General features: G+C 69.4%; 18 protein-coding genes. 16 read left to right on the top strand and 2 right to left on the bottom strand.

Going from position 1 to position 22,178, the window contains the following annotated elements:
• Positions 1-40 precede the first annotated feature (40 nt).
• The 7 genes from VXJ25_RS07025 to VXJ25_RS06995 all read left to right on the top strand — a co-directional run bounded on the left by VXJ25_RS07025 (position 41) and on the right by VXJ25_RS06995 (position 9,613).
• Complete coding sequence (locus VXJ25_RS07025; RefSeq protein WP_330958499.1) at positions 41-853, top strand: HAD family hydrolase; 813 nt, start codon at positions 41-43, stop codon at positions 851-853.
• 411 nt (positions 854-1,264) lie between these two features.
• The gene (locus tag VXJ25_RS07020; RefSeq protein ID WP_330958498.1) at positions 1,265-2,575 is read left to right on the top strand and encodes an ABC transporter substrate-binding protein; all 1,311 of its coding nucleotides are present in this window, start codon (positions 1,265-1,267) and stop codon (positions 2,573-2,575) included.
• Positions 2,576-2,638: 63 nt separating this feature from the next.
• Positions 2,639-3,493 carry a carbohydrate ABC transporter permease gene (locus VXJ25_RS07015; protein WP_330958497.1) on the top strand — a complete coding sequence of 285 codons (855 nt, stop codon included), beginning with the start codon at positions 2,639-2,641 and terminating at the stop codon, positions 3,491-3,493.
• A complete protein-coding gene (locus tag VXJ25_RS07010) occupies positions 3,493-4,332 on the top strand; it encodes a carbohydrate ABC transporter permease (protein ID WP_330958496.1) in 840 nt (279 codons plus the stop codon). The genes VXJ25_RS07015 and VXJ25_RS07010 overlap by 1 nt, the downstream gene beginning before the upstream one ends.
• A gap of 88 nt (positions 4,333-4,420) precedes the next feature.
• Entirely contained in the window at positions 4,421-5,614 is a 1,194-nt protein-coding gene (locus VXJ25_RS07005; RefSeq protein WP_330958495.1) for an ABC transporter ATP-binding protein, read from the top strand.
• Positions 5,615-5,793: 179 nt separating this feature from the next.
• The gene (gene malQ, locus VXJ25_RS07000) at positions 5,794-7,299 is read left to right on the top strand and encodes a 4-alpha-glucanotransferase (protein WP_330958494.1); all 1,506 of its coding nucleotides are present in this window, start codon (positions 5,794-5,796) and stop codon (positions 7,297-7,299) included.
• A gap of 43 nt (positions 7,300-7,342) precedes the next feature.
• Positions 7,343-9,613, top strand: a complete 2,271-nt coding sequence (locus tag VXJ25_RS06995) for a glycogen/starch/alpha-glucan phosphorylase (RefSeq protein ID WP_330958493.1) — start codon at positions 7,343-7,345, stop codon at positions 9,611-9,613.
• A 142-nt stretch (positions 9,614-9,755) separates the two neighbouring features.
• Here the strand turns inward: VXJ25_RS06995 and VXJ25_RS06990 are convergent, their stop codons facing one another.
• Entirely contained in the window at positions 9,756-10,475 is a 720-nt protein-coding gene (locus VXJ25_RS06990) for a UTRA domain-containing protein (protein ID WP_330958492.1), read from the bottom strand.
• A gap of 213 nt (positions 10,476-10,688) precedes the next feature.
• Here VXJ25_RS06990 and VXJ25_RS06985 point away from each other — a divergent pair, with 213 nt between their 5' ends.
• From VXJ25_RS06985 to VXJ25_RS06955, 7 genes are all read left to right on the top strand, one after another.
• Positions 10,689-12,350 carry a PTS transporter subunit EIIC gene (locus tag VXJ25_RS06985; protein ID WP_330958491.1) on the top strand — a complete coding sequence of 554 codons (1,662 nt, stop codon included), beginning with the start codon at positions 10,689-10,691 and terminating at the stop codon, positions 12,348-12,350.
• A gap of 59 nt (positions 12,351-12,409) precedes the next feature.
• Entirely contained in the window at positions 12,410-13,234 is an 825-nt protein-coding gene (locus tag VXJ25_RS06980) for an HAD hydrolase family protein (RefSeq protein WP_330958490.1), read from the top strand.
• Between the two features lie 462 nt (positions 13,235-13,696).
• Positions 13,697-14,764: a phenylalanine--tRNA ligase subunit alpha gene (pheS, locus tag VXJ25_RS06975; RefSeq protein WP_330958489.1), complete on the top strand. Its 1,068-nt coding sequence runs from the start codon at positions 13,697-13,699 to the stop codon at positions 14,762-14,764.
• 55 nt (positions 14,765-14,819) lie between these two features.
• Positions 14,820-17,288, top strand: a complete 2,469-nt coding sequence (gene pheT, locus VXJ25_RS06970; protein ID WP_330958488.1) for a phenylalanine--tRNA ligase subunit beta — start codon at positions 14,820-14,822, stop codon at positions 17,286-17,288.
• Between the two features lie 233 nt (positions 17,289-17,521).
• The gene (locus VXJ25_RS06965) at positions 17,522-18,478 is read left to right on the top strand and encodes a hypothetical protein (RefSeq protein WP_330958487.1); all 957 of its coding nucleotides are present in this window, start codon (positions 17,522-17,524) and stop codon (positions 18,476-18,478) included.
• On the top strand, positions 18,478-19,218 hold the full coding sequence (locus tag VXJ25_RS06960) for a GntR family transcriptional regulator (protein ID WP_330958486.1): 741 nt from the start codon (positions 18,478-18,480) through the stop codon (positions 19,216-19,218). Before VXJ25_RS06965 ends, VXJ25_RS06960 begins: the two co-directional genes overlap by 1 nt.
• A 164-nt stretch (positions 19,219-19,382) precedes the next feature.
• Positions 19,383-19,901 (top strand): ferritin, encoded by a 519-nt coding sequence (locus VXJ25_RS06955; RefSeq protein WP_330958485.1) that lies wholly within the window; start codon positions 19,383-19,385, stop codon positions 19,899-19,901.
• A gap of 154 nt (positions 19,902-20,055) precedes the next feature.
• On the opposite strand, the gene VXJ25_RS06950 is transcribed toward VXJ25_RS06955, so the two are convergent.
• Positions 20,056-20,517, bottom strand: coding sequence for a winged helix-turn-helix transcriptional regulator (locus VXJ25_RS06950; RefSeq protein ID WP_330958484.1), 462 nt, complete (start codon positions 20,515-20,517; stop codon positions 20,056-20,058).
• Positions 20,518-20,671: 154 nt separating this feature from the next.
• Between VXJ25_RS06950 and ygiD the strand changes: the two genes are divergently transcribed.
• The gene (gene ygiD / locus VXJ25_RS06945; protein WP_330958483.1) at positions 20,672-21,466 is read left to right on the top strand and encodes a 4,5-DOPA-extradiol-dioxygenase; all 795 of its coding nucleotides are present in this window, start codon (positions 20,672-20,674) and stop codon (positions 21,464-21,466) included.
• A 115-nt stretch (positions 21,467-21,581) separates the two neighbouring features.
• Positions 21,582-22,154, top strand: coding sequence for a nitroreductase family protein (locus VXJ25_RS06940; protein ID WP_330958482.1), 573 nt, complete (start codon positions 21,582-21,584; stop codon positions 22,152-22,154).
• Positions 22,155-22,178 lie beyond the last annotated feature (24 nt).

Here is a 22,178-nt window from a genome sequence, read left to right as displayed (position 1 = left end):
GGGCGTCCGCGCCCGTCGGCGACGATGGGAGTGGACGCGCATGGTGAAGCTGATCCTTGCCGACATAGACAACACGATCATGCCCAAGGGGTGTGACCAGGTGGGGGAGCGCGTCCGCGCGGCCTTCCACGCGGCGCTCGACGCGGGCATCCGCGTGGGGCCGTGCAGCGGCCGCGGCAGGGACTGGGTCGCGCCGATCTTCTGCGGCGACGAGGCGCTCTTCGCGACCGGCGTCACGACCAACGGCTTGGAGGTCTCCCTCGACGGGGCCATGGTGCGCAAGGTGGGCTTCGAGTGCGAGCCCCTGGTCGAGCTCGTGCGCGCCGTCGAGGGCACGCCGCACGCAGGCGTCATCTGCTTCGAGGGCTACACCCCCTACCTGGTCTGCGGCGAGCGCGCCGACCTCCTCGCCGCCTTCCCGCGCTACGGCGAGGCCTGCGTCGAGGCGGGCGAGGTGCCTCGCGCGCCGATCAACAAGGCCAACGTGTTCTCGGCGACCGACGAGGCCACGACCCGTGCGCTCGTCGCCCGCCTCAACCGCGAGGTGGAGGGGCTCGACCTCGACAACGCGCTGCCGACCTTCTCCAACGTGATGCCGGCCGGCATCAACAAGGCGACGGGCATAGACCTCCTGTGCGAGAAGATCGGCTGCTCGCTGGCGGACGTCGTGGTCTTCGGCGACGCGGGCAACGACCTCTCGATGCTCTCGCACGTGCCGGACTCCGTCGCGGTCGCCAACGCCACGCCCGAGGCCGCCGCGGCAGCGCGCTGGCACATCGGCGCCTGCGCGGACGACGCCGTCGCGGACGCGGTCCTTGCGCTCGCCCGCGGCGAGTGGCCTTTCGTGCGCTGATGGGCGGCGGCGCCCGGTAGCGAAGGCACCGTCCGCCAGCGAGGCGACGTTCCCCCCCAACCTGGCAGACGGTGCGTCCCGGCCTAGTTTCTCGTTTCGTCCGCCGCGTTTCATCGGGTCCGCGCCCCGCCCCCAGTCGGATGGTCGCGCCCGCCCGTTCGGGCACCTCCCTCAACCAGGCCTTTCTCCGCACAGCCAAAGATAACAACCGTCCGCCCGAACTTGTTTGAACAAATGCTCAGGCGACCGTACCCTCTTATCAGCGAGTCGGTTGTTCAAACAAGAGGACGCGTCACGCACCCATCCGGGCCGTCCTCCTGGGAGCAGCCGCGGGGCGGGCGAGGTCGCCCTCCCCGGCTCGGATCGAGGCGGACGGGATGGTCCCGTCCCAGGGCATGAGGGGGAGTATCCATGAACACCAACATCTCTCGTCGCAACTTCCTCGCGGGCAGCGCCTTCGCCCTCGCAGGGCTGGGCCTCGCCGGCTGCTCCGGCTCGGGCTCCGGCTCCTCCGACTCCTCGGCCGCGTCCGGGGCCTCGGGCTCGGTCTACTACCTCAACTTCAAGCCCGAGGCCGACCAGGCCTGGCAGGACCTCGCCAAGAAGTACACCGACGAGACGGGCGTCGAGGTCAAGGTCGTGACGGCCGCCTCCGGCACCTACGAGGAGAAGCTCAAGAGCGAGATGGCCAAGAGCTCCGCGCCGACGCTCTTCCAGGTGAGCGGCTACGTGGGCCTGGAGAACTGGAAGGAGTATTGCGCTGACCTCTCCGGCTCCGATGTCTACGGCGAGCTCACCAACCTCGACCTCGTGCTCAAGGACGAGGGCAAGATCGACGCGATCGGCTTCGTCGAGGAGGACTACGGCATCGTCTACAACAAGGCGCTCCTGACCAAGGCCGGCTACTCCGCCTCCGACATCACGAGCTTCGCCGCGCTCAAGAAGGTTGCCGACGACATCCAGGCGCGCAAGGACGAGCTCGGCGTCAAGGGCGCCTTCGTGAGCTCCGGCCTCGACTCCAGCTCCAGCTGGCGCTTCACCAACCACCTCGCCAACATGCCGCTGTGGTTCGAGTTCCAGGACGACAACGTCACCAACCCCGACACCATCAAGGGCACCTACCTGCCCAACTACAAGGACATCTTCGACCTGTACACGACCGACTCGACGGTCGACAAGTCCCAGCTCTCCGCCAAGACCTCCGACGACGCGGTCGCGGAGTTCGTGGGCGGCGAGGCCGTGTTCTACCAGACCGGCTCCTGGGACTACAAGAACATCAAGGCCCTCGGCGACGACAACCTCGGACTGCTCCCGATCTACATCGGCGTGGGCGACGAGGGCAAGCAGGGAATCTGCGCGGGCACCGAGAACTACTGGGCCGTCAACGCCGACGCCGCCGAGGAGGACCAGAAGGCCACCCTCGACTTCCTGAAGTGGGTCGTGACCTCCGACGAGGGCACCGCTGCGCTCGCCGACGACATGGGCTTCAACTGCCCGTTCAAGAGCGCGAAGGAGCCCTCCAACCCGATCTACGCCCAGGCCAAGGAGATCACCGCCTCCGGCAAGTCCCCGGTCGGCTGGGCCTTCTCCGTCCAGCCCAACCAGGAGTACCGCGACGACCTGGCGAGCGCCCTCACCTCCTACGCCTCCGGTGGCTCGTGGGACGAGGTCAAGACGGCCTTCGTCGACAACTGGGCGACCGAGAAGGCGTCCAACAAGTAGCTTGCGCTTGGGTGGGGGCGGGGCGCCGGCGCGGCGTCCCGCCCCTCGGCTGAGGGGGTAGCCATGGGAAAGGTACTCAGGAGATGGTGGCCGCTGTTCGTGCTGCCGTGTGCGCTCTCCTTCACGTTCGGCTTCATCATCCCGTTCGTGCAGGGCGCCTACCTGTCGTTCTGCGAGTTCAAGGTCATCAACAAGGCCAAGTTCGTCGGCCTGTCCAACTATGTCGCCGCCTTCCAGGACGAGCAGTTCGTGCACGCCTTCTGGCTCACGGCGCTCTTCGCCCTCGCGGTGACGGTCCTCGTCAACGCGATCGCCCTCGCGATCGCGCTCGCGCTCACGCGCAGCCGTCTCGGGGGTACCAACGTCTTCCGCACCGTGTTCTTCATGCCCAACCTGATCGGCGGCATCGTGCTCGGCTACATCTGGAACATCCTGATCAACGCCGTGCTCTCCGTCGCCGGCCAGCAGCTCCTCGCGCTCAACACCACGGCGGGCTTCTGGGGCCTCGTGATCCTCACCCTTTGGCAGCAGGTCGGCTACATGATGATCATCTACATCGCGGGCCTGCAGTCGATCCCCTCGGACTACCTCGAGGCCGCCAAGGTCGACGGCGCCACCGCCTGGCAGACGCTGTGGAAGGTCAAGATCCCCAACCTCATGCCCACGATCACGATCTGCCTGTTCCTGACCATCACCAACGGCTTCAAGCTCTTCGACCAGAACCTCGCGCTCACCGGCGGCGACCCCAACCACATGAGCGAGCTCCTCGCACTGAACATCTACAACACGTTCTACTCGCGGGTGGGCGCCAAGTGGATGGGCATCGGCCAGGCCAAGGCCGTGATCTTCTGCGTCCTCGTCATCGCCATCGCCCTCGTCCAGCTCAAGATCACGAAGTCCAAGGAGGTGCAGCAGTAATGGTGCGCGAGAGAAGGGTCAACCGCGTGCTCTCCGTCGTCTTCACGATCCTGAGCCTCGCGTGGGTCTACCCGATGTTCATGATCTTCGTGAACTCCTTCAAGCAGGAGAACGCGATCAACACCACGAGCGTGTTCGAGCTGCTCAACGCCGGCAACTTCGACGGCATCGCCAACTACGTCAACGCGCTCACGCGCCAGGGCTTCGCCTCCGCCTTCGGCTACTCGCTGCTGATCACGGTCACCTCGGTCGTGCTGATCCTGGTGTGCTGCTCCATGTGCGCCTGGTACGTAGTGCGCGTGAACGACCGCTTCTGCAAGGCCCTGTACTACCTGTTCGTGTTCTCCATGGTCGTCCCGTTCCAGATGCTCATGTTCACGCTCTCGACCCTGGCGGACAACCTCGGGCTCAACACCCCGTACAACATCTGCTTCATCTACCTCGGCTTCGGTGCGGGGCTGGCGGTGTTCATGTTCGCCGGCTTCGTGAAGACCATCCCCACGGAGATCGAGGAGGCGGCCATGATCGACGGCTGCAACCCCGTGCAGACCTTCTTCCACGTGGTGCTGCCCATCATGAAGCCCACCTACATCTCCGTCGGCATCCTCGAGACCATGTGGGTCTGGAACGACTACCTCCTGCCCTACCTGGTGCTCGACTCCACGAAGTACCGCACGATCCCGATCTTGATCCAGTACTTCCGCGGCGGCTACGGCCACGTGGAGCTCGGTCCCATGATGGCCTGCATCATGATGGTCATCATCCCGATCGTCGTGGTCTACCTGCTCTGCCAGAAGTACATCATCGACGGCGTCGTCGCGGGCGCGGTCAAGGGCTAGGGGCGTCCGGCCCTTCGGGGGAGGGCCGGGGGCATTCAAGGAACGCTTGGCGCCGGCGGTGCCGGCGAGACACGAGGAGGAACCAACCATGGCCGAGGTGCAGCTCAAGAGCCTGCGCAAGGTGTATCCGCACGAGCGTGGCGCAAGGCACGGCATCGGCAAGAGGAGGGCGTCCCAGCGCAAGTCCAACCTCGAGGTCACCGACGAGGGCGTCGTGGCGGTGCAGGACTTCGACCTCACGGTCCACGACAAGGAGTTCGTCGTCCTGGTCGGGCCGTCGGGCTGTGGCAAGTCCACCACGCTGCGCATGATCGCCGGCCTCGAGGACATCACCTCGGGCGACCTCCTGATCGACGGGAAGCGCGTCAACGACGTGGCGCCCAAGGACCGCGACATCGCCATGGTCTTCCAGAGCTACGCCCTGTACCCCAACATGACGGTGTACGAGAACATGGCCTTCACGCTGCGCCTCAAGAAGGTCCCCGACGCCGAGGTGGACGAGAAGGTCCACGCGGCCGCCAAGACCCTCGGCATCACGGAGTACCTTGACCGCAAGCCCAGGGCGCTCTCCGGCGGGCAGCGCCAGCGCGTCGCCATCGGCCGCGCCATCGTGCGCAACCCCAAGGTCTTCCTGATGGACGAGCCGCTCTCCAACCTCGACGCGAAGCTGCGCAACCAGATGCGCGCCGAGCTCATCAAGCTGCGCCACAAGGTCGACGGCACCTTCGTCTACGTGACCCACGACCAGACCGAGGCCATGACCCTGGGCGACCGCATCGTGGTCATGCGCGACGGCTACGTCCAGCAGGTCGGCACCCCGCAGGAGGTCTTCGACCACCCCGCGAACCTCTTCGTGGCGGGCTTCATCGGCATGCCGCAGATGAACTTCTTCCCCGCCGCGCTCCGCAAGGCCCAAGGCGGCTACGAGCTCGCCACGGACTTCGGCTGCGTGCCCCTGTCGGAGCGCACCTCCCGCGCGCTCGCCCAGGCGGGCGCGGGCGAGGCCGAGGTCACGGCGGGCGTGCGCCCCGAGCAGATCCAGGTCCACGCGACCCAGGTCGAAGGCGCCCTGCACGCCGTCATCGACGTCTCCGAGCTCATGGGCTCGACCGTCCACGTCCACGCTCGCGTCGGCGCCAACGACTTCGTCTTCGTCGTGCCCACGGCAGAGCTCAGCCGCGAGGACGGCAGGGCGTATGCTGACGGCGACGAGATCTGGTTCACCTTCGAGCCAAACGCCGTCCACCTCTTCGACCGCGCGACCGAGAAGAACCTGATCTAGGCGCGTGGCAAGCCGCGCCCAGAGTCGCGCAAGCCAGTCCCCCCTCGTGCCGGGGCCCCGGGGACCCTCCCCGGGGCCCCACCCCAAGGTCGGCGACGGCGGGGGCGTCCATCCGCCCGACCCGGCGGCGTGCCCCAGGCGGCCGGGCGGGGACGACCAGACAAGGGAGAGTGATTCGAGTGCGTGCAAGCGGAGTGCTGATGCCCGTGAGCGCCCTTCCCGGCCCCTACGGCATCGGGTCCTTCGGCCGGGAGGCCTACGACTTCGTCGACTTCCTGGTGCGGACGAGGCAGCGCTACTGGCAGATCCTGCCCCTCACCACGACGGGCTTCGGCGACTCGCCCTACCAGTCCTTCTCGGCCTTCGCCGGCAACCCCAACTTCATCGACTTCGACGACCTTCTCGAGCGGGGCCTGCTCACCGAGGCGGACCTCGCCGACGCCGACTTCGGCGCCGACCCCGGGCTCGTGGACTACGGGCGCATCTTCACGGAGCGCCGGCGGGTGCTCGAGCGCGCGGTGCCGCGCTTCTTCGCCGACCCTCCCGCTGACCTCAACGCCTTCCTCGCGGACAACGCCTCCTGGCTCGACCCCTACTGCGAGTTCATGGCGGTAAAGGAGGCGTTCGGCCTCAAGGCCTACTACGAGTGGCCGCCCGCGCTGAGGAGGCGCGGCGCGGCGTCCGCGCGGGTGGCCGCGGGCAGGCCGGAGGCCGTGCGCTACCACCGGATGACCCAGTACCTGTTCTTCTCGCAGTGGCGGCGCCTCAAGCGCCACGCGAACGACAACGGCGTGCTCGTGATCGGCGACATCCCGATCTACGTGTCGCGCGACTCGGTCGAGATGTGGTCCTCCCCGGAGCTCTTCCTGACCGACGCCGCGGGCGACCCCACGAGCGTGGCCGGAACGCCGCCCGACCAGTTCTCCAGCACGGGCCAGTACTGGGGCAACCCCATCTACGACTGGCGGGCCATGGAGGCCGACGGCTTCTCCTGGTGGGTCGGGCGGATGCGCGCGGCGCTTGCGCTCTACGACGTGGTGAGGATCGACCACTTCCGCGGCTTCGAGTCGTTCTGGGAGGTGCCCTTCGGCTCTGCGACCTCCGCCTCCGGCAGCTGGTCCAAGGGCCCGGGGACGCGCCTGTTCGAGCGGCTCTCCGCCGAGCTGGGCGAGCTTCCCGTCATCGCCGAGGACCTCGGGTTCCTGACGCCGGAGGTCGTGCGGATGGTGGGGGAGACGGGCTTCCCGGGCATGAAGGTCCTCCAGTTCGCCTTCGACGGGCGCCACGACTCCTACTACCTGCCGCACCACTACGCCCCCAACACCGTGGCCTACGTGGGGACGCACGACAACCAGACGGCGCGCGGCTGGTACGAGACGACGGCGACGCCGCTCCAGCGCGAGCAGGCTGACCGCTACCTCCACCGCGCGCCGGGCGAGCCCGCCTCGGCGGCCTTCGTGCGCGGGATAGCGGCCAGCCCGAGCGACACGTGCGTCTACTGCATGCAGGACCTTCTCGACCTGGGCGACGAGGCGCGGATCAACGTCCCCGCGACGGTGGGCGGCAACTGGCGCTGGCGCCTGCTTCCGGGCGCCGTCACGCGTGAGGTGGAGGAGGGGTTGGCGCGGCTGACGGAGACCTACTTCAGGGTGCCCGGCGCCCCGACGCCGGAGCTGCCCCAGTAGGGGTGCCGGGCGTCCGCATCGACTTCGACGAGGAGGGACTTCCATGATCGACCTTGAAGGGAGCGCCCGGGAGGCGTTCGGCAGGGGGCTGGCGGAGCTCGGCGACGACGAGGTCTGCCGGCTGCTGCAGGACCTGGTGAGGGAGCGGGCGCGGGAGCTGCCCGTGGTGCGCGGCAAGCGGCGGCTCTACTACGTCTCCGCTGAGTTCCTGATCGGCAAGCTTCTGACCTGCAACCTCATCAACCTCGGGATCTACGACGAGGTCAGGTCCCAGCTCGCGGCGGCCGGCCACGACCTCGCCCGCGTAGAGGAGAGCGAGGTGGAGCCGGCGCTCGGCAACGGCGGCCTCGGCAGGCTCGCCGCCTGCTTCCTCGACTCGATCGCCACGCTGGGGCTGCCCGGCGACGGCGTGGGCCTCAACTACCACTACGGCCTCTTCCGCCAGCGCTTCTCGTACAAGCAGCAGACGGCGGTGCCCGACGAGTGGCTCGGCTGCCAGGACGTCCTGAACGACGAGGGCACGGGCTTCACGGTGAGGTTCGGCGGCTTCTCCGTCACCTCCCACCTCTACTCCATCGACGTCCTGGGCTACGGGCGCGGCGCCAAGGACCGCCTGCGTCTCTTCGACCTGGAGGGTGCGGACGACTCGCTCGTGCCCGCCGACTCCATCGACTTCGACAAGACCCAGGTCTCGCGCAACCTCACGCTCTTCCTCTACCCGGATGACTCGGACGAGGACGGCAGGCTCCTTCGCGTCTACCAGCAGTACTTCATGGTGAGCAACGCGGCGCAGCTCATCGTCGCCGAGGCCCTCGAGCGCGGGAGCCGCCTCACCGACCTGGACGAGTACGCGGTCGTCCAGATCAATGACACGCACCCCACGATGGTCATCCCCGAGCTCGTCCGCATCCTCGTGGACGAGCACGGCGTCGCCTTCGACGACGCGGTGGCGGTCGTGCGCCGCATGGTGGCCTACACCAACCACACCATCCTCGCGGAGGCCCTCGAGAAGTGGCCGCTCGCCTACCTCGAGCGCGTGGCGCCGCGCGTTGCCCAGATCATCGTGAGGCTCGACGAGCTCGCCAAGGAGCGCTGCAGCGACCCGGAGGTGGCCATAATCGTCGACGGCGTGGTCCACATGGCCCGCCTTGCCATCCACTACGGCTTCAGCGTGAACGGCGTGGCGGAGCTGCACACGCGGATCCTCGAGCAGACCGAGCTCCATCCGTTCTTCGAGCTCTACCCCGAACGGTTCTCCAACAAGACCAACGGCATCACCTTCCGCCGCTGGCTGATGGCGGCCAACCCCGACCTGACCGACCTGATCGACCGCACGATCGGGACGGGCTGGCACCGAACGGCCGACCTCTCGCCGCTCGCCGCCCACGCGGATGACTCCGGCGTGCTCGAGGGGCTCGCGCTCGCCAAGGAGGGCGCCAAGGCGCGGATGCGCGACTTCCTCTGGCGGCGCCAGGGCGTGCGCGTGCCCGAGGACGCCATCGTCGACGTGCAGGTCAAGCGCTTCCATGAGTACAAGCGCCAGCAGATGCTCGCGCTCTACATAATCTGGAAGTACCTCGACATCAAGAACGGCAACCGCCCCGCGCGCCCGATCACGATCGTCTTCGGCGGCAAGGCGGCGCCTGCCTACACCATCGCCCAGGACGTCATCCACCTGATCGTGACCCTGGGCGCCTGGATCGCCAACGACCCCGCCGTCGCCCCCTACCTGCAGGTCGTGATGGTCGAGAACTACGACGTGACGGCGGCCGAGCACCTGATCCCGGCGGCGGACGTCTCCGAGCAGATCTCGCTCGCCTCCAAGGAGGCCTCGGGCACGTCCAACATGAAGTTCATGCTCAACGGGGCGGTCACGCTGTGCACCCTCGACGGCGCCAACGTGGAGATCGCCCGGCTCGTGGGGCCGGAGAACATCTACACCTTCGGGGCCTCCAGCGAGGAGGTGGAGCGCCTCTACGCGGAGGGCTCCTACGACGCGCACGCCCTCTACCTCAGGCCCGCGACCAAGCTCCTGGTCGACTTCATCACCAACCCCCAGTTCATGGCGACGGGCTGCCCCGACAGGCTGCGCCGCCTGCACGACGACATCGCCTGGAAGGACTGGTTCATGGCCCTGCTCGACCTCGAGGAGTTCATCCGGGTGAAGGAGGTCGTCTACGCCGACTACGAGGACCGCGGGGCCTGGATGCGCAAGTCCCTCGCCAACGTCGCGGCGGCCGGCGCCTTCTCCTCGGACCGCACGATCAGGCAGTACAACGACGACATCTGGCACCTCGTTCCCGACGAGGAGTAGCCGGGAGCGGCTGCCCTGGCACGTCGGGCGTCCCCATTGCCCCCCTTTCGCGGCGCCCCCTCCCCTCGCCTGAGGGGAGGGGGCGCACCCTTCGTGCGCGGTCGGCCCCGCAAGCGGGCTTGGGGCGCGGCGCCCGGGCGCGTCAGCGCCTGGAGACGGCGCTGTAGCGGAAGGTGTCGGGATGGCTTCTGACCTGCGTGAACTCGAACATGATGCCGTCTGAGTTGAACGACTGGCTCTCGATCACGGCGACGCAGTTGTAGGGGTCGAGGCGCAGGCACTCCCTGTCGGAGTCGCTCGCGAGCTCGACCGTGATCTGGCGCTTGGAGGTCAGGATCCTCATCTTGAGGACTTGCTCGAGGTAGCGGTAGATCGAGTCCTCTGCGATGGCGGGCGTGATGCCGGGGACGGCGCTCGCGAGCAGGTAGTCCCGGTCGATCTGGCAGGCGAAGCCGTCGAGGCTGCGCACGCGCACGATGCGCACGAGCTCGGCGCCCTCCTCGAAGCCGGTGTACTCGGCGAGCCCCCTGCCGCAGGTCAGGTGCTCGAACTCCCGCACGGTCGTGCTCGGGGCCAGGCCGTTCTGCGCGGCGTACTCGCTGAAGGACTGCAGCCCGTCAAGCGAGCCGATGACGTCGCGGGAGGTCGCGCGCCAGATCACGCGCACGCCCTTGCCGTGGAGCGGCTGTACCAGGCCCTCGTCCGCCAGCATCTGGAGTGCCCGACGGACGGTGTTGCGCGAGCAGGAGTAGACGCCGACGAGCTCGTTCTCGGAGGGGAGGAACGACTGGTAGGCGTAGACGCCCTGCTGGATCTTCTCCTTGAGGTCGAGGTAGATGCCCTCGAACATCGCCTTCGGCATGGCCGCCCCCCAAACGTGGAATCGCCGTCAGTCGCCCTCGCCCGCAGCCCGCGCGGGCGAGCATCATATGTTATACGACTACCCAGCGCCTCCCGCACGCGGTATCCTTATCTTGTCTAGACAAGTGTATCGCCTGGGTGGCGCCTCGTGGCGCGTCGTCCGGCGGGCCGTCGCGCCCGCGGGCCGCGCGGGGCGCCGGGGAGGGGTCGCTCCATGATGCGGCAGGTCCAGAGGCTCGGTGGCGCCCTGTACGCGCCCGCGATGCTGTTCGCGTTCGCCGGCGTGGTCGTGGGGCTGGGGACGCTCTTCACGACCGAGGCGGTCATGGGCCCCGTCGCCGCCGAGGGCACCGCCTGGCACGACGCCTGGAGCGTGGTCCTCTCCGGCGGCTGGACCGTCTTCAACCAGCTGCCGCTCCTGTTCGCGGTCGCCCTTCCGATCGGGCTGGCCCGCAAGCAGCAGGGGCGCTGCTGCATGGAGGCGCTCGTCTCCTACCTGACCTTCAACTACTTCGTGAACGCCATCCTCTCCGCGTGGGGCCCCGCCCTCGGCGTGGACCTCTCCGCCGAGGTGGGCAACGCCTCGGGCCTCGCCCTGGTCGGCGGGATCAAGACGCTCGACATGGGCATGGTGGGGGCGCTGGCGATCTCTGCCGTGGTGGTCTGGCTCCACAACCGCCTCTTCGACACGGAGCTGCCCGAGTGGCTCGGGGTCTTCTCCGGCTCCACCTTCGTCTACATGGTCTCGTTCGCGGCGATGCTGCCGTGCGCCGCGCTGGCGGCCGTCGTGTGGCCCAGGGTCCAGGTGGCCATGCTCGCCCTGCAGGGGGTGATCGCCGGCGCGGGCACCCTCGGCGTCACGGCCTTCGTGTTCCTGGAGCGTGCCCTCATCCCCTTCGGCCTGCACCACCTGCTCTACGCGCCCTTCTACTACGACAACGCCGTGGTCGCGGGCGGCATCTACTCCGCCTGGGCCCGGGCGCTGCCCCAGCTCGCGGCCACGTCCGCCCCGCTCAAGGAGGCGGCGCCCTGGGCGGCGCTCACGGCGACCGGCTGGTCCAAGGTCTTCGGCATCCCTGGCGTCGCTGCAGCCTTCTACGTCACGGCCGCGCCGGCGCGCCGCAAGCGCCTGCTCTCGCTGCTCGTGCCTGTGACCCTGACCTCGGTGCTCTGCGGCGTGACCGAGCCCATCGAGTTCACCTTCCTCTTCGTGGCCCCGCCGCTCTTCCTCGTGCACGCGGCGCTCGCGGCCCTGCTCGCGACCTGCATGAACCTCGTGGGCGTGGTCGGCGTCTTCTCGGGCGGCCTGATCGAGATGGCCTCCTTCGACCTCGTCCCGCTCGCAGGCTCCCACGGCCTCGAGTACCTGCGCGCGATCCCGGTCGGCCTGGCCTTCACCGCGATCTACTTCGTAGTGTTCCGCTTCCTGATCCTGCGCTTCGACTTCAAGACCCCGGGACGGGAGGCTGCGGGCGAGACGACCCTCTACTCCAAGGCGCAGTACCGCGCCGCCCGCGCGGCGGCGCGGGCGCACGCGTCCCTCGGCGGCACGGGTGCGACGGCGGCCCCAGGCGAGGCGGGCGTCGTGGGCTCGGGCGCGACGGCGGCCTCGGACGGGGAGGGTGCCGACGCCAGGACGGAGCAGGCGAGGCGCATCCTCGAGCTCCTGGGCGGCAGGGACAACGTCGTGGACGTCCTCAGCTGCGTCACCCGCCTGCGCGTCACCGTGCGGGACCCCGCGCTGGTGGCGGACGACGCGGCGTTCAGGGAGGCCGGCGCGATGGGCGCCGTCAAGAGGGGCGACGCCGTGCAGGTGGTCGTCGGCCTCTCGGTCGCCCAGGTGGGCGAGAGGCTCGAGGGGCTTCTCGGCAGGTGACGGCGCCCCCGGTGGCGGCGCCGGGCTTGGTGGGGCAGGTTGTCGACGGGGAGGCGGACATGGCGGGCAGGACGGGACGCGCGACGGTGTTCTTCGACATCGACGGCACGCTGGGCTGGAACGACCCCGCGTGTCCGGAGGCCCTCCCCGAGTGGGAGCGCGGGCTGAGCCCGGGGCCGAGCCCCGCCGTCGCGCGCGCGATCCGCTCGCTCGTCGCCCGCGGCAACCTGGCCTTCCTCTGCACCGGCCGCTCGCCCCACGACGTCCACCCCGCCCTCAGGGAGCTTCCCTTCTCCGGCATGGTCGCCCTCTCCGGGGCCTATGTCACCCTCGGGGGCGAGGTGCTGCGCGACCGCCCCATGCCGGGCCCGCTCGTGCGCGCGGCCGACCGCGCCCTCGCGCGCGCCGGCTTCGGCATGGTGCTCGAGTGCGTGGGGGGCAAGGCCGAGGTCCGCGGCGGCGCGCTCGGCCCCGCGGCGGCCGGGGGCGCCCTCGGGCTCGACGAGGCGCTCGCGCAGGCGGGCGGCAACGAGGTCTACAAGCTCGTGCTGCCTACGGCGGCAGCGGACCTGCTGCTCGCCGACCCCGCGTTGGGGCCCGAGCTCGCGGCCTCGGCGCTCGAGCTCGGCAACTCCGAGGTGGGACTCGCGGGCAACACGAAGCGCGAGGGGGTGGCCGCGGTGCTCGGGCGGCTGGGGGAGCGGGTGGGGGAGACCTTCGCCTTCGGGGACTCCGAGAACGACCTGCCGCTCTTCTCGTCCGTGGACGTGCGCGTGGCCATGGGCAACGCCACGCCCGCGGTGAAGAAGCGGGCGGACGTCGTGTGCGGCTCCGTCACCGACGACGGGGTGGCCACGGCCCTCGCGCGGCTCGCGCTCGCGTGAGGGCTCCGTCCGAGCGCCGGCCGGGTCTCCGGCCGGCCGCGCGGCACGCCGAGGCCGTCGGCGGGCGAGTGGTCCTTCTCTGCCAGGGGGCGACTCCTCCCCGCGAGCGGCGTGACTTGTGCTAGGATGCTCGAAGGCAACGACGAAGAGGGTTTCGCGTCGCGTGGCCAGGGCACAGAGAGGGGGCTCGCCGGCTGAGAGGCTCCCGCCAGGGTCGACGGGGGACGTTCACTTCACCAGCTGCGACCTCAAAGCCCCTTCGGGGCGAGTAGGGAAGCCGTCCGCCCCACGGAACGGGGCTCAACGAGTGGGCGCTCGCAAACACATAGCGCGTGGCGTCAATCAAGGTGGTACCGCGGATTCTTCCGTCCTTGGGCTCGGTCCAGGGACGTTTTTTTGTGCCTGGGCGGTCTTCTGGGGGCCGGCGCGCCGGCCCCGACGAATGCTCGAAAGGGGTTTCACATGTCGATGTCCGATGACCTCAAGGCGATCGAGGAGCGGGTGCAGGAGGGGCTCGGCTCCGCCACCTCCCTCGCGGACCTGGAGCGGATCCGCGTCGCGGCGCTGGGCAAGAAGGGCTCCGTCACGGCCCTCATGCACATGATGGGTAAGGTGCCGCCCGAGGAGCGCCCCGCCATGGGCAAGCTCGCCAACGCGGTGAGGGCCAACGTGGACGCGGCCATCAAGGAGCGCAAGGTCCAGCTGGCCAAGGAGGCGCTCGAGAGGCGCATCGCCAGCGAGGCCGTCGACGTCACGCTGCCGGGGCGGCGCCTCTCGCCGGGTACCCAGCACCTCATCAACCAGATCCGCGAGGAGGCCGAGGACATCTTCTGCGGCCTGGGCTACACCGTCGAGGACGGCCCCTTCGTGGAGACGACCTACTACAACTTCACCGCGCTCAACGCCCCCGAGGACCATCCCAGCCGCTCGGCCAAGGACACCTTCTACGTGGTGGACAACGCGCCCGAGGGCAAGGAGGCCCACGTCCTGGGCGAGTCCGACGTCCTTCTCCGCACCCAGACCTCCGGCGTGCAGGTGCACGTGATGGAGGAGAAGAAGCCGCCCATCTACATGGTCTGTCCGGGCACGGTCTTCCGCCCCGACACCCCCGACGCCAACCACCTGCCGCAGTTCACGCAGATGGAGGGCCTCGTGGTCGACGAGGGCATCACCTTCGGCGACCTCAAGGGCACGCTCGACTACTTCACCCGCGAGATGTTCGGCAAGGACCGCGCCACGCGCTACCGCCCGCACTTCTTCCCCTTCACGGAGCCCAGCTGCGAGGTCGACGTCTCCTGCGGCGTCTGCCACGGCAAGGGCTGCCGCTTCTGCAAGGGCACGGGCTGGCTCGAGATCCTGGGCTGCGGCATGGTCGACCCCAACGTCTTCGGGTACGTGGGCATCGACCCCGAGAAGTACTCCGGCTTCGCGTTCGGCATCGGCCTGGAGCGCGTCGCGGCGCTGCGCTACGACCTGCCCGACCTGCGCATGCTCATGACCGGCGACATGCGCTTCCTGAAGCAGTTCTAGCCCGGGCGAGACAGATGACCCGCGCGCGCGGCGCGCGAGAAAGGCAGATGTGGACATGCGCGTTTCATACGAGTGGCTCAAGACGATGGTCGACGTGCCCGACGACCCCAAGGACCTGGTCGCGGAGTTCGTGCGCACCGGCACCGAGGTCGAGTCCGTCGAGAGGGTGGGGGCGGACCTCGCCAACGTGGTCACCGCCCGGGTGGTCTCCAAGGAGCGCCACCCCGACTCCGACCACATGTGGCTGTGCAAGGTCGACGTGGGCGAGCGCAACCTCGGCGCCGACGGCGTCCCCGAGCCGCTGCAGATCGTCTGCGGCGCCCAGAACTTCGAGGCCGGCGACCACATCGTCACCGCGCTCGTGGGGGCGGTGCTGCCCGGCGGCGTGAAGATCAAGAAGTCGAAGCTGCGCGGCGTCGAGTCGTTCGGCATGAACTGCTCGGAGCGCGAGCTCGGCATGGGCAACGACCACGACGGCATCATCATTCTGCCCAAGGACGCCCCGGTGGGCATGGACTACACGGACTACCTCGGCAGCTCCGACACCGTGATCGACTGCGAGATCACCCCCAACCGCCCGGACTGCCTGTCCATGGTGGGCATGGCCACCGAGGTCGCGGCCGTACTCGACGAGGACGCCCACGTCGAGCTGCCGCGGATCGCCCACGAGGACCCCTCCGTGCGCACGGCGGACCTCGTCGACGTCACCATCGACGACGCCTCGCTCTGCCAGCGCTACACGGCGCGCGTAGTGCGCGGCGTGAAGATCGGCCCCAGCCCCGAGTGGCTCGCGCGCCGCGTCATCGCCGCGGGCAGCCGCCCCATCAACAACGTCGTCGACGTGACCAACTACGTGATGTACCTCACCGGCCAGCCTCTGCACGCCTTCGACCTGCGCAAGCTCTCCGAGCGCGACGGGAGGCGCCACGTCGTGGTGAGGGCTGCGCACGAGGGCGAGCACGTGACCACGCTGGACGGCAAGGACCGCACGCTCACGCCCGACATGGTCGTCATCACCGACGACGGCGGCGCGCCCGTGGCGCTCGCGGGCGTGATGGGCGGCCTCGACTCCGAGATCGACGAGGGCACCGTCGACGTCCTCCTCGAGAGCGCCGTCTTCGAGCCGGGCCACATCAGCCGCACGAGCCGCAACCTCGACCTCATGAGCGAGGCCTCGATCCGCTACGAGCGTCAGGTCGACGCCGCCGGCTGCGCCACCGTCTCCGACGTGGCGGCCGCCCTCTTCGAGCAGTGCTGCGGCGCCACGGTGTGCGAGGGCATGGTCGACGAGTACCCCGTGCCGGCCGTGCCCGCCAGGGTCTCCCTGCGCCCCGACCGCGTGCGCGCCCTCTCGGGCGCCCCGATCGAGACCTCGTTCATGGTCGGGCGCCTGCGTCGCCTCGGCTGCGAGGTCGCGGAGGGCGCGGACGAGCACGCCGCCCTCGAGGTCGTGGCCCCCACCTCCCGTCCCGACCTCACGCGCGAGTGCGACCTCGTCGAGGAGGTCCTGCGCCTGTGGGGCGAGGGCGACGTGGAGCCGACGCTGCCCGCGGCGCGCAACCACGCCGGCGGCCTCACCGTCGAGCAGCAGCGCCTGCGCCTGGTCGGCCGCACCCTGCGCGCCGCCGGCCTCTCCGAGACGATGACCTACAACTTCGCCGACCCGCGCGACCTCGAGCGCCTCGGCGTGCCGGACGAGGGCAGGGGCGTCCCCGTCAAGATCATGCACCCGCTCGTGGCCGACCAGGGCGAGATGCGCCGCGACCTTCTCCCCGGCCTTTTGCGCTCGGTCGCCTACAACCTCGACCACGGCGTGGGGAACGTCCACCTCTACGAGGTCGGCCGCCTCTTCTTCGGCCACGAGCACAGGAGCCAGCCGGACGAGCCCACCTACGTGGCGGGTGTCATGTGCGGCGCCTGGGACGACGACCAGTGGAACCGCAAGTTCGGGAGGCTCGACTTCTTCGACGCGAAGGGCGTCGTGGAGACCCTGCTCGAGGCCCTGCGCCTGACCAAGGTCCGCTTCCGCGTGGCCGACGCCAAGGCCTACCCGTGGCTGCAGCCCGGCCAGGCGGCCGAGGTCCTGGCCAACGGCGCCCTCCTGGGCTGGGTCGGCAACGTCCACCCCATGTCCCTCAAGGCCTTCGACATCGACGAGCCCGTCGTCGCCTTCGAGCTCTCCGTCGACGCGCTGCTGCGCAAGGCCAGGCGCGAGCTGCCCTACCAGGACGTGCCGACGCTGCCGGGCGTCTCGGTAGACCTGGCGCTCGTCGTGGACGAGTCGATGACGGCCGAGCAGGTCATGCAGCGCATCAGGAGCGCCGGCGGCAAGCTGCTCTCGTCGGTCCGCCTCTTCGACGTCTACCGCGACCCGGCGCGCGTGGGCGAGGGCAAGAAGTCGATGGCCTTCTCGCTCGAGTACCGCGCGGCGGACCACACCCTCACCTCCGAGGAGGTCGAGAAGGCCCACGACAAGCTGGTGCAGAAGGTCATGAAGTCCACCGGCGGCGAGGTCCGCGGCTAGCGGCTCCGACGGGGCCGGAGACCCCGGCGCCAGGGTCGCCGGCGCCCGAGGGGCCGGACGGAGCGCGTGCGAGGGGAGGGGGTCGCCTTCGGGCGGCCTCCTCCCCTCATGGTCGGCCGGCCCGAGTTGTTCTCACAAGCGAACGATTTGTTCGACTGATATGATTCTGGGACGTAGTGACGTCAGGGACGATGCCGAGCGGGTCGCGTCCTCAGATCCGGAGGGAGCGTGCCGTGCCGAGCTGGAACATCCACACAGCCCACGTCGAGCGGCTCCTGGACGAGCACGGCGCCGAGGCCCTCGGGGTCCGCGACGCCAACGCCTTCCTCTTCGGCAACCTCCTGCCCGACGTCTACGTGGGCTACATGGTCCCCGACGTCAGCCACAAGATCCGCTACCGCACGACCCACTTCGCCGACCCCGCCTTCATCCCCACGCCTCACTTCAGCTACTTCGCGGGGATCTACGTGGATGGCAGGGACGCCTCGGACGTCACGCTCGGCGCCTGGGCCCACCTCGTGGCGGACCACATCTACAACCGGGAGACGCGCAGGTTCATCGACGCGATCGGCGTGAGACCCGGAAACGAGACGCGCATCCGCAAGCAGGGGGACTTCGACCTGTTCGGCCGCACGCTCGAGATCTCGAGCGTGCCCGAGGCGGACTCGGGGCTGGTCGACCAGGCGGCGGGGTTCCCGCAGTACGCGGTCGCCGCTGCAGACGCTAGGGCCGCCGCGCGGGTCGCCTGCGGGATCGTGCGCGCCAACGACGAGTGCCACGTCGCGGGCACGCCCACCTACAGCCTCCTCACGCCCGAGTTCTTCTCGCGCACCTTCGACCTGGTGGACGAGGCCATCGCGGCCGGGCTGATCGCGCACGCGCACTCGGGCTCCACGGCGCCCGGCATGAGGCGGGCGATTCCGGGCTACCGCGCGCTCGACGCGCAGGAGGCCCTCATCGCCGTGGCGGACGCCGAGCGCAGGGGCGCCGAGTCCGACGCCAGGCTGCAGGCGCGCGGCCTCGAGGTGCCCTTCGCGGACGAGGTCGTGCCCACGCCCGTGCTGGTGCCCGCCCCGCTCGGGGCCGTCTCCGCCCCGTCCGCCGCCCACGCGCCCGAGGTCGCGCCTCGCGGCGCCGCACAAGCCCTGTCCGCTCCACCGCGCCACGACGGCGCCCAGAAGGAACGATGATGCCCAAGCTCGAGAAGAGGGCCGGGTCCCTGCTCTACGTGCAGGTCTCCGACTACGTCCGCGAGAAGATCTACTCCAAGGAGTGGGGGGTCGACGCGCCCATCCCCTCCGAGCACGAGCTCATGAGCATGCTGGGGCTCTCGCGCGGCACGGTGCAGAAGGGCATCCGCAAGCTGGTCGACGAGGGGCTCCTCGTGCAGCAGCGCGGTCGCGGCACCTTCGTCACGCAGCCGCTCATCGCGCGGCCCAGCTCCAACCGGCTGCTCTCCTTCGCCGAGTCCATGAGCGCCCAGGGCATAGAGTTCGAGACCCGCGTCGTGGAGGAGCGGGTGGGGCGGGCCAACCTCGCCTGCGCGGAGAACCTGGGGATCGAGGAGGGGGAGGACTACCTCTACCTCGCGCGCGTCCGCTACGCCTACCACCACCCGGTGATGTTCATCGAGAGCCACCTCAACCTGCGCGCCTGCCCAGGCATCGAGGACGCGGACTTCTCGCGCGAGGGGCTGTTCGCGGCGGCAGAGCGCACGAGCGGGCAGGCCATCGGCAGGAGCGAGATGGTCTACAGCGCCCGCACGGCGGGCAAGCGCCGCGGCCAGTGGCTCGAGTGCGACGAGGGGGCGCCGGTGCTCGACCTCGACCAGCTCGTGCGCCTCGCCGACGGCACGCCCTTCGAGTGGGGCAGCGTCTGGCTGCCGGCCAACCGCTGCGTCATCTCCAACGAGACCGTGCGCGAGGGGTAGCGCCGGGCGCCGGAGGGCGCGGGCTCGCATGTGGGCGCGTGTCGGGTCTGCGGAGCCGGGTGCGTCGGGGTCCGGGCGGCCGCCGAGGGCGCGTCGCGTTGCTATGATGGGTGGCGTCATCTAATGGCGACGGCATCGTGCGCGATGCGGAAAGGAGTGTCTCCATGGCACTCGACAAGTCGGTCTCCGAGATCTTGAACACGCAGATTAACAAGGAGCTCTACTCCGCCTACCTCTACCAGACCTTCGCCGACTACTACGACGACCGCGGCCTCAAGGGCTACGCCAACTGGTACACGATCCAGGTCCAGGAGGAGGTCGACCACGCCAAGATCCTCCGCCGCTACCTGCTCGACAACGACTTCAAGCCCACGATGGAGGCCATCGACAAGCCGGACAAGACCTTCACGAACGACCTCGAGCCGCTCGAGGCCGGCCTCGAGCACGAGCAGTACGTGACGAGCCTCATCAACGACTGCTACGCAGCCGCCTACGCCATCCACGACTTCCGCACCATGCAGCTGCTCGACTGGTTCGTGAAGGAGCAGGGCGAGGAGGAGACCAACGCCAAGGACATGATCCAGGACTACAAGATCTTCGGCTCCACGCCGCAGGGCCTGTTCTCCCTGGACGCCAAGTACCAGGCGCGCACCTACGTCCCGACCACGACGATGGCGATGTAGCCGGCATCGCGCAAAGCTGCGCCTGTGGCAGAAGGCGGCGACGGTGCGCGCCCGCCCCGGACCTTCCGGGGCGGGCGCGCACCTACTTTCGCCAGGCTACGCCGCACGTAGCCTGGCTGTGGCCGCGATGGCTCGCCGCAGGGCCGGCCTGGTGCTAGCCCCGCCCGTCGTCGGCTTCCGCGGACTGGCGCCGCTCGAGGTAGCGAGCGCCCCATGCCTGGATCTGGTCGAGCACGGGCTTGAAGGACTCGCCCAGATCCGTGAGGGAGTACTCGACCCTCGGCGGCACCTCGGGGAAGATCTGGCGCCGCACCATGCCGTGCCCCTCGAGGTAGCGCAGCTGGCTCGTCAGCGTGGCGGCCGTGAGCTGCGGCAGGCGCCTGCGGAGCTGGTTGAAGCGCAGCGGGCCGTCCGCGAGGTGGTGCAGCACGAGGATGGACCACTTGCCCTGCAGGAGCTGCTGCGCCGTGACGAAGGGGCAGGGCGCCCCGGACGGGTCTGCCTCCACGCCCGCGCAGCGCTCGAGCCCCAGGACCGCCCCCGCGCCGAAGTCGCTCTCGCCCTGCGGCTCCCCCACGTCCGCGGCCGACGACCCGGCCACCTTCCCATCGCGCACCTCGCGGCACCCCCGTCCTTCTCGCTTGGTTTCCTCAAGGGTACTAGGTATGGCGAAAGATTGCTCTTGCGCCGCAGTCGGTCCCTGTCACAATTCTAAGTGTACTAAGTATCGATTCAATACCTCGTGCGGGCGCACGTGAGAGGGGGCCACGATGGCGGACAGGATGCCGGCGGTGTTCATGGGGCACGGCAGCCCCATGCTCGCCTTGGAGGACAGCGACAGGACGAGGGCGCTCACGCGCCTGGGAGAGAGGATCGTCGAGCGCCACGGCAGGCCCAAGGCCGCGCTGATGGTCTCCGCGCACTGGTTTACCCCGGGCTGGCTCGTCCAGACCGAGGAGGAGCCCGAGCAGGTCTATGACATGTACGGCTTCCCCCAGGAGCTCTATGACTTCAAGTACCCCGTGAAGGGCAGCCCCGAGCTGGGCCGGCGCGTGCTCGGGCTAGCGGGGGAGGGCTTTGCGGTCGAGGAGGACGTGGAGCGCTCCTGGGGCATCGACCACGGCGCGTGGACCACGCTCTGCCACCTCTTCCCCAAGGCGGACGTGCCCGTGGTGCAGCTCTCCGTGAGCAGGGCCGCGGGGCTCGCGGAATCCTACGAGGCCGGGCGCCGGCTCGCCGCACTGCGCGACGAGGGGTACCTGCTGCTCGCGAGCGGCAACGTCGTGCACAACCTCTACCGCGTGAACTGGGGCATGCCCGAGGAGGGCTACGACTGGGCGCGCGGGTTCGACGGCGCTGTCCGCGACCTCGTGCTCGCCCGCGACGACGAGCGCCTCCTCCACGCCGACGAGCTCCCCGACTACAAGAAGGCCGCCCCGACCCCCGAGCACTTCCTGCCGCTCGAGTACGTGCTCGGCGCGACCGAGGGCGAGGTGCCCGAGGTCCTGAACGACGTCTGCGACCTCGGCGCCGTCTCCATGACGAGCTACGCGTTCGGCGTGTGAGACGGCCTTGGTCCGGGTATAGCAAACCCATCCGCGGGGCGCCCGCAACGCGTCCGAGGCCAATCGGCGAGGATGGCGGAGAACAACGAGAAGCAGCGAAGAGAGAGGAACCACCATGGCAATCATCGAATCCCTGGAGCAGAGGCGCTCCGTCTACGCCCTCAACAAGGAGCTCCCCGTCCCCGAGGAGCGCGTCGTCGCCGACGTCAAGCGCATCGTCGAGCTCGTGCCCGACGCCTTCAACATGCGCAGCCAGCGCGTCGTCGTCGCCCTCGGCGAGAAGCAGGACCAGCTCTGGGACGCCGTCTTCGACGCGTTCGGCGGCAAGGTCGCGCGCGAGAAGATCGACGGCTTCAAGGCGGCCGCCGGCACCGTGCTCTACTTCGTGGATGAGGACGTCGTGAGCGGGCTGCAGAAGCAGTTCGCCGCCTACGCTCAGAACTTCCCCGTCTGGGCCCAGCAGGCCAACGGCATGCTGCAGTTCTCCGTCTGGGCGGGCCTGAGGGACCTCGGCATCGGCGCCAACGTCCAGCACTACAACCCCGTGATCGACGACGCGGTGCGCGAGCTCTTCTCCGTCCCCGAGAGCTGGACGCTCGTCGCCGAGATGCCCTTCGGCGGCATCGTGGCGCCCGCGGGCGACAAGGCCGGGGAGAACGTCGACGACCGCGTGAAGGTCGCCCGCTAGGAAGCGCGACGGGCGGGCGCCCCA

Source organism: Olsenella absiana (assembly GCF_036408855.1).
GTDB lineage: Bacteria > Actinomycetota > Coriobacteriia > Coriobacteriales > Atopobiaceae > Olsenella_K > Olsenella_K absiana.
This window is presented reverse-complemented; position numbering and strand designations above follow the sequence as displayed.

Excerpts from the sequence above, each read along its gene's own strand:
- VXJ25_RS07025 (WP_330958499.1), top strand. The coding sequence starts at position 41 with ATGGTGAAGCTGATCCTTGCCGACATAGACAACACGATCATGCCCAAG.
- VXJ25_RS07020 (WP_330958498.1), top strand. The coding sequence starts at position 1,265 with ATGAACACCAACATCTCTCGTCGCAACTTCCTCGCGGGCAGCGCCTTC.
- VXJ25_RS07015 (WP_330958497.1), top strand. The coding sequence starts at position 2,639 with ATGGGAAAGGTACTCAGGAGATGGTGGCCGCTGTTCGTGCTGCCGTGT.
- VXJ25_RS07010 (WP_330958496.1), top strand. The coding sequence starts at position 3,493 with ATGGTGCGCGAGAGAAGGGTCAACCGCGTGCTCTCCGTCGTCTTCACG.
- VXJ25_RS07005 (WP_330958495.1), top strand. The coding sequence starts at position 4,421 with ATGGCCGAGGTGCAGCTCAAGAGCCTGCGCAAGGTGTATCCGCACGAG.
- VXJ25_RS06995 (WP_330958493.1), top strand. The coding sequence starts at position 7,343 with ATGATCGACCTTGAAGGGAGCGCCCGGGAGGCGTTCGGCAGGGGGCTG.
- VXJ25_RS06990 (WP_330958492.1), bottom strand. The coding sequence starts at position 10,475 with ATGCCGAAGGCGATGTTCGAGGGCATCTACCTCGACCTCAAGGAGAAG.
- VXJ25_RS06985 (WP_330958491.1), top strand. The coding sequence starts at position 10,689 with ATGATGCGGCAGGTCCAGAGGCTCGGTGGCGCCCTGTACGCGCCCGCG.
- VXJ25_RS06980 (WP_330958490.1), top strand. The coding sequence starts at position 12,410 with ATGGCGGGCAGGACGGGACGCGCGACGGTGTTCTTCGACATCGACGGC.
- pheS (WP_330958489.1), top strand. The coding sequence starts at position 13,697 with ATGTCGATGTCCGATGACCTCAAGGCGATCGAGGAGCGGGTGCAGGAG.
- pheT (WP_330958488.1), top strand. The coding sequence starts at position 14,820 with ATGCGCGTTTCATACGAGTGGCTCAAGACGATGGTCGACGTGCCCGAC.
- VXJ25_RS06960 (WP_330958486.1), top strand. The coding sequence starts at position 18,478 with ATGCCCAAGCTCGAGAAGAGGGCCGGGTCCCTGCTCTACGTGCAGGTC.
- VXJ25_RS06955 (WP_330958485.1), top strand. The coding sequence starts at position 19,383 with ATGGCACTCGACAAGTCGGTCTCCGAGATCTTGAACACGCAGATTAAC.
- ygiD (WP_330958483.1), top strand. The coding sequence starts at position 20,672 with ATGGCGGACAGGATGCCGGCGGTGTTCATGGGGCACGGCAGCCCCATG.
- VXJ25_RS06940 (WP_330958482.1), top strand. The coding sequence starts at position 21,582 with ATGGCAATCATCGAATCCCTGGAGCAGAGGCGCTCCGTCTACGCCCTC.